Source organism: Bradyrhizobium sp. 134 (assembly GCF_023074155.1).
Taxonomy (GTDB): Bacteria; Pseudomonadota; Alphaproteobacteria; order Rhizobiales; family Xanthobacteraceae; genus Bradyrhizobium.
This window is the reverse complement of the sequence record NZ_JADPKX010000009.1, coordinates 46,639-58,819: the sequence shown is the minus strand read 5'-3', so window position 1 is coordinate 58,819 and position 12,181 is coordinate 46,639. Positions and strand designations below refer to the sequence as shown.

Annotated in this window: 11 protein-coding genes; 8 read left to right on the top strand and 3 right to left on the bottom strand. The window is 60.6% G+C overall.

Annotated features, from left to right (window positions below; genetic code table 11):
- The first annotated feature begins 718 nt into the window (after positions 1-718).
- Positions 719-1,051 carry a transposase DNA-binding-containing protein gene (locus IVA75_RS40250; RefSeq protein ID WP_275996121.1) on the top strand — a complete coding sequence of 111 codons (333 nt, stop codon included), beginning with the start codon at positions 719-721 and terminating at the stop codon, positions 1,049-1,051.
- 1,878 nt (positions 1,052-2,929) lie between these two features.
- Positions 2,930-3,454 carry a hypothetical protein gene (locus tag IVA75_RS04900; protein ID WP_247282144.1) on the top strand — a complete coding sequence of 175 codons (525 nt, stop codon included), beginning with the start codon at positions 2,930-2,932 and terminating at the stop codon, positions 3,452-3,454.
- Between the two features lie 73 nt (positions 3,455-3,527).
- Here IVA75_RS04900 and IVA75_RS04895 read toward each other — a convergent pair whose 3' ends face one another.
- From IVA75_RS04895 to IVA75_RS40100, 3 genes are all read right to left on the bottom strand, one after another.
- A complete protein-coding gene (locus tag IVA75_RS04895) occupies positions 3,528-4,589 on the bottom strand; it encodes a pyridoxal-phosphate dependent enzyme (protein ID WP_247282143.1) in 1,062 nt (353 codons plus the stop codon).
- A gap of 335 nt (positions 4,590-4,924) precedes the next feature.
- Positions 4,925-5,323 (bottom strand): hypothetical protein, encoded by a 399-nt coding sequence (locus IVA75_RS04890; RefSeq protein WP_247282142.1) that lies wholly within the window; start codon positions 5,321-5,323, stop codon positions 4,925-4,927.
- Between the two features lie 385 nt (positions 5,324-5,708).
- Complete coding sequence (locus IVA75_RS40100; RefSeq protein WP_018459068.1) at positions 5,709-5,834, bottom strand: hypothetical protein; 126 nt, start codon at positions 5,832-5,834, stop codon at positions 5,709-5,711.
- 886 nt (positions 5,835-6,720) lie between these two features.
- Here IVA75_RS40100 and IVA75_RS04885 point away from each other — a divergent pair.
- From IVA75_RS04885 to IVA75_RS04860, 6 genes are all read left to right on the top strand, one after another.
- Positions 6,721-6,933 carry a nickel-dependent hydrogenase large subunit gene (locus IVA75_RS04885; RefSeq protein ID WP_249798980.1) on the top strand — a complete coding sequence of 71 codons (213 nt, stop codon included), beginning with the start codon at positions 6,721-6,723 and terminating at the stop codon, positions 6,931-6,933.
- A 475-nt stretch (positions 6,934-7,408) separates the two neighbouring features.
- On the top strand, positions 7,409-8,500 hold the full coding sequence (locus IVA75_RS04880; RefSeq protein WP_247282160.1) for a hydrogenase small subunit: 1,092 nt from the start codon (positions 7,409-7,411) through the stop codon (positions 8,498-8,500).
- 31 nt (positions 8,501-8,531) lie between these two features.
- Entirely contained in the window at positions 8,532-10,322 is a 1,791-nt protein-coding gene (locus IVA75_RS04875; protein WP_247282141.1) for a nickel-dependent hydrogenase large subunit, read from the top strand.
- A gap of 16 nt (positions 10,323-10,338) precedes the next feature.
- Positions 10,339-11,082, top strand: coding sequence for a Ni/Fe-hydrogenase, b-type cytochrome subunit (gene cybH / locus IVA75_RS04870; protein WP_247282140.1), 744 nt, complete (start codon positions 10,339-10,341; stop codon positions 11,080-11,082).
- An 18-nt stretch (positions 11,083-11,100) separates the two neighbouring features.
- The gene (locus IVA75_RS04865) at positions 11,101-11,685 is read left to right on the top strand and encodes a HyaD/HybD family hydrogenase maturation endopeptidase (RefSeq protein ID WP_247282139.1); all 585 of its coding nucleotides are present in this window, start codon (positions 11,101-11,103) and stop codon (positions 11,683-11,685) included.
- Between the two features lie 25 nt (positions 11,686-11,710).
- A complete protein-coding gene (locus tag IVA75_RS04860; RefSeq protein ID WP_247282138.1) occupies positions 11,711-12,007 on the top strand; it encodes a HypC/HybG/HupF family hydrogenase formation chaperone in 297 nt (98 codons plus the stop codon).
- Positions 12,008-12,181 lie beyond the last annotated feature (174 nt).

Here is a 12,181-nt window from a genome sequence, read left to right as displayed (position 1 = left end):
CTTGATCGATGATCCGATACTCAGCACCTCGAGGCGAGGCAACACTGGCTGCGCGAGCTAGCGCAGGAATGTGCTCAGATCGTTCGGCACCTCGTCCAGTTTCAGATCACGTTTGCGCGCCGAAGTCGCTGCTGGACGGCTCGCCCGTGCTCCAGACAGCGAGCGCGCCGATGTCCCCGGTTTGCGCGAAAGGGCCTCTGCCCGCATCGCGACAGCTCTATATGCGCGAACAGCTCGCCGAGCTGTCCCGCGACCATGACCTGGCCAACCGTTCAACTAAATGCTGAAGCGATGGGCGAGCTGTGAAGACGCCGGTGGCGGCGTGCTGATCAATACCGGAGCCAGCGTGGGTGTGGATCTCGACAGGAACAAGAGCTGGCACGAAATCTCCGCCCGGTCGCCCCTGGTGCGCTTGTCGGCGCCTGGTGAACAGCAGGCTGTAAGCCACCCCGTACCGGCGCGCGAGGCCGCAGACCGTCTCGCCAGCTTGCAAATGGCGAACCTGCTCGTCGCAGCTCCGTCGCCACCGACATTCGGCGCCCTATCGCTACGTGACCTCAAAGCTAGACTTCAAACTACACAAGACGGCCGCCGCCGGCCTTCAATTACCCACAAGTGCTTGATTCATTTGCGAGAGGCTCGATCGAAGAATCTTGAATCAGATGAATCGGTTGTGATTCATTGTTGAGCACCTGAATCGCGACGGCGAGGTGCCTTCATGCGTTCGAGCGGTGCGATATCTCGTCGGTCGGCGGGCCCGGATGGTCACCAGGATGATCGTGATGAAAGCGCCGTCGCACACTGGACTGAGCGCGAGATCGACAAGACTGCCTTCAAGGATGCCCGTCTTGGTCAACGATTTGGCGAGCTGTTAAGGCAAATTGGTGATGGCATGGGCGGGAGCATACCGTTCGCGTGCCAAGACTGGGCGAACACGAAGGCAGCCTACCGCTTCTTCGCTAACGAGCGCGTGGAGGAAGCCGACATTCTTAGCGGCCACTTCGCCGCCACGCGCACCCGTTACGATGATTGTACAGGCTTTGGAGCTTGATAGGAGTCATCTTGGACATCGTACACATACGGTGGCGCCTCGGATTACATGCGACACAGCCGCATTGTCCGAAAAGTTTCACACGATAAGCTATCTGAGGGGCTTGAATCGCACCCTACGTCAAGATGTAAGGTGTCGAAATGGGCGGTGACAGACTTCGGCACCCGAAGCCCGTCCCAACGAGTAACATACAGTGCGAATGTCCCAAATCCGAGGCTCACGCAAGGCGAGCCCGGTCATCGACGAGTGCCGTGAAGCTCCCTGTGTCTGGGTCACAGCAACGCGCGTCCGGCAGATGCGTTTGGCTCACCGTCGGATCGTAAGACGCCGCTCACACGTAAGTAGAGCGGCTGATTTGCCTGTGAGCGACGCGAGATGGTGGCCCTCAAACCTGCATCTCAATGCTAGAAGGAAGCTGATGCTTCGTGGCAAGTGCGAACGGCTACGTGGTGCGGTACCGGAAGTTGAAGCGTTCTCCCGTTCCCGGCAATGGGAGTGGGAAGCCGTTCAACATCAACTCTCCGACTGTGAACGCCAGCGGTACTTCGAAGCGATTTAGCAGGTATGCCGGGCGTCGGTCCGAATCGCGGTTCATGTTGGGGCTATCATGTGAGACGCGAGTGAGGCTGGCATTCTGGTTGAATACTATCGCGAGCTAGCGAGGGTTCGTAGCATTCGAGCGTCGCCATCACTATGACGGCGCATGACCCACTTTGGCCGGATGCCCGGGTCGAGTGCTTTGAAAGAGGCGCGCGTCGCGCCACGGATCCACAACGGTGAAAAAGCGGCTGATCACAAAACAGAACCGGCTTGGCCGAGCGCGGTATTTCCTGCCCAGGTCATTTTTATTTATCCAATGAATGACGCGGGTTACTCCCGGGAAGAGCCGGGTGCGGGAAAGCCGGCTCCCGGGTCTGTGAGGGCAAAGCCAAATGGCCGAGCTACTCGACCGCGATCGTCAGACTAGGGTACGTGACTGGCGGCATGGACGCGGTCAGCCGCGGCACAAAGCCATCTTGGTGCCCGCCGCGTGCTGCCCACACTGTTGCGCCACAAAAAACAGAAACCCACGCATTCCGAAGAATTCCCCAGCAATTCCATCGCAATTTGAAACGGCTGACACCTGATGGGCTTGCTCTAAGCTCGCCGCGAAAATGCCGCCGCGTTCAATGCAGGCTGTTAGGCTTGCAAGTCGAAAAGATAGGCCCACTCAGTCGCCAATCGATATTCCTTGTATTTTCGAGTAAGTCTGCGAACCGGGTGGTCACGCTTGAAAAATGCACCGCGTGCGTATGATGTCCTTGTGGCGGTAAGACGTGGCCCCGCTACGATGCCGATCTCACGATGCCAGCCCATACACCGGTAAATTCCGGCATAGGGGAGCCGTGGCTCCTGGCTCATGATCCTGGTTAAGTGGCTCGCTGTTAGACTCGCGCAGATAATGCCCGTTCTTATAGATCGCGATTCGTCATCTCTCAGTCGGCTAGCTTTAACTTTGCCTATAGCCATCGGTTCGGGCGCAGAGTTGATCTGAGAAGCTAGCTGAGCCCGCCTTCTGCGAGCGTGCTTGTTTATCTTTCGACAGCGCTCCCGGCAGATTGCCGCTGGTGCGGAGGAGCCCGCGCCATCGCGAGTGTACTTAGAGCTATGGACGCGATCGTATCGTGCGTGTTTTCGTTGCCCGTGCAGCGTTAATGCGCCGAGTGCCTGTTGGCGCTGGAAAACATCGATTCGTTGCACGAGCAGAGTCGTGTGGACGCTGAAGCGGCATGATCTTTCCCGATATCTTTGTGCGCATGACCAATTAGTTTCGCATAGACGCTCTTGACCGTCATCTACTACCGCGGCAACGAGAGCCAATATAGATCGAGAGAAAGAATGATGGATGTGATTGATCAAGCGAACGGTTCGGAGTTGCCGCCCGTCTTGCAGACGTCATCAAGACGCCTTCCGTGGGTTGTTGGATTTGTCGCCATCTTCATCGGGCTATGCGTTGGGGGTCAATTTTACCGGCCCCATATCGACCGAATGATCGAGGCGCTAGTGGCACGTGAAGTCGTCCCAATGCCGGCGTTGTCACCTGAAGACAAAGCGGCCCTTTCGGAGATTCGGTTGGGGCAACAGCAGGCGAGCGAGGAGATTTCAGCGCTCAACCGCAACATCGATGCGCAGCAAGCCGATTTGAAACGCATGTTAGATCAAATCGCAGCCCTGACCTCAAGAATTGAGTCTCTGCAGAACATTGCTGCGCATCTTCCTGCAGATATTCGTGCGCCAGTAGCCCAGGCCGCTTCAAAGCCGACTACAAGAGCCACTCGCCCGCCTAAAGCAGAAGGGCCCGTTTCCCTCGGGGGCGCGCCGCTGGGTTCTCGAGCCGGAGACGGACCGCCGATGATCCAGTGATGAAGCGTCGAGCCTGCCGGACATGGCGTCACTGAGAGGATGCAAGTCGAACTAGGAGCGAAGATTGCGGTGCTCACGTTCGGTCCTCCCAGGCGCGTTCGGTGAGGAGGACGAGAATGCGGCTCAACCGGTCGAGTCCGAGATCCCTTGTATGGCTCGGGTCTGCGAGGGCAGCCATGGCACCCGCCAGGCCCGCTGCACCGGACGGCGTGGTGGCAAGGCCATCGTGGGCGGAGAGTACGCGGACAGCATCCACCAATTCCGCCTCGGGCACGGTGATGGCGCGAGCGCCGTGACGCCTGAGCACCGCAACGGCGGCCGCACTCGCCTGGCCGCAGGAGAGCATCTCCGCGGATGTTCGGAGATCGCCCATCACCCGAATCGGGCGACCGGCCGCGAGCGCGGGCGCGAGACACGCTGCGGTTTCCGGCTCGACCGTCACGATGCAGCCCGGAGATGCCAGCCAGCCCGAGAGACCCTCGGCGATGGCAGCGGCGAGTCCGCCGACCCCAGCTTGTATAAAGACGTGTGTCGGACGCCCAAGGCCGGCGAAATCCACCTGATCACGGATTTCCGCCGCCGTGACGCCGTATCCCGCCATCACGTCGCAAACGATGGGGTCGTTCGGATCGTCGGTCGTGTCGGCGACAAGAATGCCGGCGCCTTGGCAGGCCGCGGCTGCGGCCGCATCAACTGCATTGTCGTAGGTGCCCGGCACCCATACGATCTCGGCACCCTGATTCTCGATGCGGCGCGCGCGCGCGTTCGGCACGCCTTCGTGCAGGAACACGCGGGCAGGCGCCCCGGCAAAGCGCGCGGCGGCAGCTACTGCGAGCCCGTGATTGCCGTCACTGGCGCAGACCAAGGTCGGCTGCCCCTTAGGTCGGGCCGCGAGAAGGTCGGCCAACTGCATGCGCGAGGCCCGGGCGAGCGCGCGCAGCCCGGCATAGGTGCCACCAAGCGACTTGAAACTGCCGAGCATGCGGCGGCCCTCGTCTTTCGCTAGCACCTGCGCCACTCCGAGCCGCTCCGCAAGCGCCGGAAGGTTCAGGAGTGGCGTCGGCGCGTATGCGGGATCGAGGCGGCCAAGCTCGGCTGCGATCGCATTGACTGGTGAAGAGGAGGTGCTGTTCATGGGGTGATCTTGCCCGCTACAGGTGACGGCTGCTGCTGGACCGTTGCACAGCAACTGTTTCCGTCGATCATAATCAGCTGTACCTGCGAGCACCACCCTCGACGACTTCGATCGCGCGCTTTTCGCGGAGGCCCCTTTGCGCGCTCGAGTCCGCCTACGCCTTTAAATTGCGCATTTGCGCAATGATCTGAGAGGTTTATCGGCAGGAAGTCTCTTGGAGCCGTAAGAAGTTTGCGAGCAGCATGTGCCCTCGTTGCGTAAGTATCGCGATCTTGCTGTACTATCCTATCGGGACTTGCCTCGGACTTCACAATCCAGCCTTGGATCCATCACACTCACAGCTGCATGAGGTGCTCGTCAATGTCTGCATGAACCTGTGACCTATATGCGCTGAAGACAAATGCGTTAACCTCAACAACGCGGGACGCTTGGTGAGCCACAACCGCAATACAAGCAATCGCGACAGCGCGGGGTATATCCGGATCTCGCGTGACCAAATCACGTGTCCCCGATATGGCGGCGCCGGTGGTGGTGTAGCTCGGCAGAGCAAAGCCCTCCGGAAGCGCGCTGACCTGATCGACGAACCACATCCGCGCTTGCGCAACGGTATGGTCGACATTGCAAGGGGCTCTGCCATTGCCGGCTGCAATGTCAAAGATCACCGGAGCTTGATCTGCCCCCGTGCCGCGCCGCCACAGCCGCACCGTGCGCGCATAGCCAGGTTTCGTCGCCATATCCGGCCCATAAGAGCTCGACAGCACCACCGTACCGAGATCAACCCATTCAGCGTCGCGGCTCGGCTTCCGGCAACACGGAGCTATCGCGAGCGACCGCTTTCCCGTCGATGTTGAACTCACGGAAGGTGACAGCATCGCTGGCGCGCCGGCAGGCTCAGCACTCCTGCGTCCAGGAGCCCCGGGCAGCGAGGGCCGTCGCATTCAGAAGCCGGTCTTCACCCTCGCTGATGCCGAGCTGGCCGATGTCGAGCAGAATTTCCCACAAGGCGGCGCTCGAATTCTTCCAGAGTGGTTCGTCGCCAGAGGCCGCGCGGACTGTTGGCGCACTTCCAGAGATTGTAGAGATAGCCGCCGGGCGGCTAATATAAGGTATATTGTCTGTTCAATCATAAATCGAGGCCAGCGCGTCCCGCTCCCGCTCGAATGCCGCTCCGTCAAACGTCTGCAACGTCTTGTAATTTTCCCGGTTGATAAATCTCAGCGCCTGCGCGCTTTCGATCTGTTCCAATCGCAATATGGATCATCGTCTGGAGCCGAGAACGAGGGCTTTCCAGCCCGCCACTTCGTCTTCGCTCTTGCTTTGGTTGCAGTTCACTACCTCCAGTCCTGGCATTTAGGCACACCGTGGGTCTGGCATCCGCGGTGAAGCGCCGTCTCTCGTAAGTTTCTACGACCTGACGAGACGTGAGATGCAAGGCCAGTCCTTGGCGGATGTCGCACGGCATCACCGCTTTAGTGCTGATGACAATACGCCCGCGGTTGGAGCGATCCCAGCGAAGCTCGACTGAAGGATTGCGGCGATGGCCCTCGCGACGCAGCCCGACGCGGGCGCCATTCTGCGGTGCTGCTCTGTTCGCGGATATCACGTCGCAGAACCAGCCGACGTTTCGAGCGAACAGTACTTGGGCTCCTTCGCCTGCGTGATCGAGGCGATCGTTTCCGTCATCAAAGTCTGGTCCTCCCTGCATGTGTACTCCGGTATTCGGCAAATGTGTGTTGTGTTCGATTCCGACGCGGCCGTGTTTCAATGCACGTGTGTCGCGAAAACGACATTCCCGAGCCGAGGCAGTGGCGGTTTACAGAGCGGAAGGAAGTTCTGTCTTAATTTATATGCGATACGTTTGGCGTCGCGTGGGTGGCCGCTATTGGGTCACTCGGACGCCATGACATCGTGAACGAATCTCCATCACGTCAGCGAAAAGCGTATCGCCAACCGTGCTACGGTGACGCCAGAAAGCCCGACCTTCAAGTTCAAATTTATCGATTGGCGCGCTGCGGGCTCCCCTGTGCGACTACCACCTTTCACATCCGTAAGATTGGTTGTCTTTCCAACATCGCGCATACGCGCCAGATGAGCAGGTCATCGAGGGGCGTCCGCCCCCGAGGCGCTCGCGCTGGCGCCGCGGATCTACGGCATCTGCTCGGTCTCGCAGTCGGTCGCCGCGGCTGCCGCTCTTCGCGATGCGATGGCGGCCGAGGTCGCGCCGAACGGGATACCCGTCACCAATCACGCGCATGCGGCGGAGAATACCGCCGATCATCTCATGCACTTCTACATCTTCTTCATGCCGGACTTCGTTCGCGAGGTCTGTGCCGCGCATGCATGACGAGACACGGGACCGTTTCGCAGCGACGCGCGGCACTGCGGCACGCGATGTCTTGCCGGGGCGGGCGCGGCTGCTCGAACCCATGGGTATCTTCGCCGGAAAGTGGCTGCATAGTGTGGCCTTCTAGCCGGCCGATGACGGCGGCCCGCTGGAAGGCGCTGATCGGCACCGATCTCGGCGAGCCGGCGCACGCTCGGTTGCCATCCAGCACGTCGTGCGCTCGTTCGATCCCTGGATCGTGTGCGCCGCGCATTGAGTGGTCTCTCGCGCGGGGGCGGAAACTTCGTTGTCGCCTGAAATCGAATTGTTTCCGCTTTTCTCGGTCGCGGCACGCGCGCGCACCGCAATTCGAGCAATTCAAATCTGCGACAATTTGGTATCACTCTACTCTACTTTCCTTACCTCTTCCAGTGCTTGGCCTGCTTCTTGCTGTCCTTGGCGTTATAGAGAAGTCAAAGCCGAGGCGAGAGGATTCATGGGCGCGGCGACGGAAACGTTTTACAGGGTGATCAGGCGACAAGGTATCACCCGTCGGAGCTTTCACAAATTTTGTACCCTGACCGCGACGAGTCTCGGACTCGGGCCGCTGGCGGCGAGCCGCATCGCGAACGCGCTCGAGACCAAGCCGCGCGTGCCGGTGATCTGGATGCACGGCCTCGAATGCACCTGCTGTTCCGAGAGCTTCATTCGTTCCGCGCACCCGCTGGTGAAGGATGCCGTGCTCTCGATGATCTCGCTCGACTATGACGACACCATCATGGCGGCCGCAGGCCACCAGGCGGAGGCGATCCTCGAAGAGACCCGCGCCAAGCACAAAGGGCAATATATTCTCGCGGTGGAAGGCAATCCGCCGCTGAACGAAGGCGGCATGTTCTGCATCGACGGCGGCAAGCCGTTCGTCGAGAAGCTGAAGATGATGGCGGAGGATGCGATGGCGATCATCGCCTGGGGCGCTTGCGCCTCGTGGGGCTGCGTGCAGGCGGCCAAGCCCAATCCGACGCAGGCGACGCCCATCGACAAGGTCATCCCCAACAAGCCGATTATCAAGGTGCCGGGATGCCCCCCGATCGCCGAAGTGATGACCGGCACTGTCACCTTCATCACCACTTTCGGCAAATTGCCCGAGCTCGACCGTCAGGGCCGGCCGAAGATGTTTTACTCGCAGCGCATCCACGACAAGTGCTACCGGCGCTCGCATTTCGACGCCGGCCAGTTCGTCGAGGAGTGGGACGACGAGGCGGCGCGCAAGGGCTATTGTCTCTACAAGATGGGCTGCAAGGGCCCGACGACCTACAACGCCTGCTCGACTGTGCGCTGGAATGGCGGCGTCTCCTTCCCGATTCAGTCGGGGCATGGCTGCATCGGCTGCTCGGAAGACGGATTCTGGGACAAGGGTTCGTTCTACGACCGTCTCACCAACATCAAGCAGTTCGGCATCGAGAAGAACGCCGACCAGATCGGCATGGTGGCGGCCGGAGCCGTCGGTGCGGCAGTCGCCGCGCATGCAGCGGTGACCGCGGTGAAGCGGCTCGCCGGCAAGCGCAAAGACGCGCACCGCACCAGCTAAGCCGCCAAAGAGATCCAAGGGTAAGAAAATCATGGGTATCCAGACTCCCAACGGCTTCAATCTCGACAATTCCGGCAAGCGCATCGTCGTCGATCCGGTGACCCGAATCGAAGGTCACATGCGGGTCGAGGTCAATGTCGACGCCGACAACGTCATCCGAAACGCAGTCTCCACCGGCACGATGTGGCGCGGGATCGAGGTGATCCTGAAGAACCGCGATCCCCGCGACGCCTGGGCGTTCACGGAACGGATCTGCGGCGTCTGCACCGGCACGCACGCGCTGACCTCGGTGCGCGCGGTCGAGAACGCGCTCGGGATCACCATTCCGGAGAACGCCAATTCGATCCGCAATCTGATGCAGCTTGCCTTGCAGGTGCACGACCACGTCGTTCACTTCTATCACCTGCACGCGCTGGATTGGGTCGATTTGGTCTCCGCGCTTTCGGCCGACCCGCGGGCAACCTCGATGCTCGCGCAGTCGATCTCGAGCTGGCCGCTGTCGTCGCCGGGTTACTTCAAGGACCTGCAAACCCGTCTCAAGAAGTTCTTCGAGTCGGGGCAGTTGGGGCCCTTCAAGAACGGTTATTGGGGTAGCAAGGCGTACAAGCTGCCGCCTGAGGCCAATCTGATGGCGGTCGCGCACTATCTGGAGGCGCTCGATTTCCAGAAGGAGATCGTCAAGATCCAAACCATCTTCGGCGGCAAGAATCCGCATCCGAACTGGCTCGTGGGCGGCGCGCCCTGTCCGATCAACGTCGACGGCACGGGCGCGGTCGGTGCCATCAACATTGAGCGCCTGAACCTGATCTCGTCCATCATCGATCGCCTGATCGAGTTCAACGAGCAGGTCTACCTGGCCGACGTGGCGGCGATCGGTTCGTTCTACAAGGACTGGCTCTACGGCGGCGGTCTTTCCGGCAAGAGCGTACTCTCTTATGGCGACGTGCCGGAACACGCCAACGACTACTCCTCCAAAAGCCTGAAGCTGCCGCGGGGCGCCATCATAAACGGCAATCTTTCGGAGGTGCTTCCCGTCGATCATGCCAACCCCGATGAGATCCAGGAGTTCGTGGTTCACTCCTGGTACAAATATCCCGACGAAACCAAGGGACTGCATCCCTGGGACGGCCTGACCGAGCCGAACTACGTGCTGGGACCCAATGCGAAAGGCACCAAGACCGCGATCGAGCAGCTCGACGAGGGCGGAAAATATTCGTGGATCAAGGCGCCGCGCTGGCGGGGTCACGCCATGGAGGTCGGCCCGCTGGCGCGTTGGGTGGTGGGCTATGCGCAGAACAAGGCCGAGTTCAAGGATCCTGTCGACAAGTTCCTGAAGGATATGGATCTTCCGCTGTCGGCGCTATTCTCGACGCTCGGTCGGACGGCGGCGCGCGCGCTGGAGTCGGTCTGGGCCGGTCGACAAATGCGCTACTTCCAGGACAAGCTCGTCGCCAACATCAAGGCCGGCGACAGCTCGACCGCGAACGTCGACAAGTGGAAGCCGGAGAGCTGGCCGAAGGAGGCCAAGGGTTTTGGCTTCACCGAGGCGCCGCGCGGCGCGCTGGGGCACTGGATCAAGATCAAGGAAAAGAAGATCGACAACTACCAGTGCGTGGTGCCGACCACCTGGAACGGCTCACCGCGCGATCCGCAAGGGAACATCGGTGCATTCGAGGCCTCGCTGATGAACACCCCGATGGTCAATCCCGAGCAGCCTTTGGAGATCCTGCGGACGATCCATTCCTTCGATCCGTGCCTGGCCTGCTCCACGCATGTCATGAGTCCGGCCGGCCAGGAAATGGCCAGGGTCAAGATCAGGTGAAGCAGGGGGAAACGCCATGATGGATGTAGCTGCACGTCCGTCGGAAGCCGAGCCGGACCTCTCCGCGATAGCGGCCGATGCGGCCGGCGAACATGCGGTCGGCCGTCCCGCCGTCTATGTCTACGAAGTGCCGGTGCGGATCTGCCATTGGGTGAACGCGTTCACGATCATCGTGCTGATGGTGACTGGTTATCTGATCGGAACGCCATTGCCCTCGGTCGAGGGCGAGGCCTCGGCGAACTTCGTGATGGGCTATATCCGCTTTGCCCATTTCGCGGCGGGGCAGGTGCTGGCGGTGTTCTTCCTTGCCCGCATTCTGTGGGGCTTCGTCGGAAATCACCATTCCCGGCAGATTTTCTATCTGCCGGTGCATCGCAAGCACTTCTGGAAGGAAGTGCTGCATGAAATCCGCTGGTATGCGTTCCTGGAGCGCGAGCCGAAGATGTATGTCGGCCACAACCCCCTGGCGCGGACCGCGATGTTCACGGGCTTCACGCTCTTCGTGGCGTTCATGATCGTTACCGGCTTTGCGCTCTATTCGGAAGGTGCGGGCATCGACCGCTGGCAGCACAAGCTGTTCGGCTGGGTGTTCGCCATCTGGCCGAACAGCCAGGACGTTCACACCTGGCATCATCTCGGCATGTGGGCGATGGTCGTGTTCGTGATGGTGCACATGTACGCCGCGGTCCGCGACGACATCATGTCGCGCCAGAGCATCATCTCCTCGATGATCTCCGGCGAGCGGCAATTTCGCGACTGAGAAACTGGAATGATACCGATGCCGACATCTTCGCAAGCAAACCGCATCCTGGTGCTCGGCATCGGCAACATCCTGTGGGCCGACGAAGGCTTTGGCGTGCGTGCGGTGGAGGAATTCCACCGCCGCTACGCCGTGCCCGACAATGTCACCATTCTCGACGGCGGCACGCAGGGGCTCTACCTCGTGAACTACCTGGAGGATGCGGATCGTTTGATCGTGTTCGACGCGATCGACTATGGGCTCGAGCCCGCGCAGTTGAAGCTCGTTCGCGACGACGAGGTGCCGCGTTTCACCGGCGCCAAGAAGTTGAGCTTGCACCAGACCGGCTTCCAGGAGGTCATCAGCGCGGCCGACCTGCTTGGCCGTTGTCCGCGACATCTCGTATTGATCGGCTGCCAGCCGCTCGACGTCGAGGATTGGGGTGGGCCGCTGACGGAGCCGGTTCGCGATCAGATCGCGCCGGCGCTCGAGCTTGGTTGCGAGATCCTGGCCGAATGGGGCGTCGAGGTGATGCCGCGCACGGCGCCGTTGGCAGAATCGGAGCGGCTGCTCGCCAACGACATCGATCATCAGCATTATGAGATGAGGGGGCGGCCTGCCTGACCGGCTGCACCGTCGGAGATCCACCATGTGCCTCGGCTTGCCGATGACGATCGTTGAGACTGACGGGATATCGGCGCTGTGCGAGTTCCGAGGCGAGCAGCGGCGCGTTTCGATGCTGCTGCTCTCGAACCCGCCGGCCGGTGCCAGAGTGCTGGTCTCTATCGACACCGCCGTTCGGCTTCTGCATCAGGCCGAGGCGCTCCTGATCGGTGCCGCGATCGACGGTCTGGGCGCAGCGATCAATGGCGAGGATTGCGATCGCTTCTTCGCCGACCTCATTGACCGCGAGCCGCAACTGCCCGAGCATCTCCGGCTTGATTAGCGCGGCAGCCCGCTCCGCGAGAGCCCGCGACCTCGCTGGAAGGTAAATGTCTATCTGCTAAGTTCATTTTCATCCGATATGGAAATTAGCTTTCCGTCTTGGGATTGATACATCTCCTGTCGTGGAAATATATGATTCAAATCAATTAGATAAATCAGGAAAGGTGATAATCGT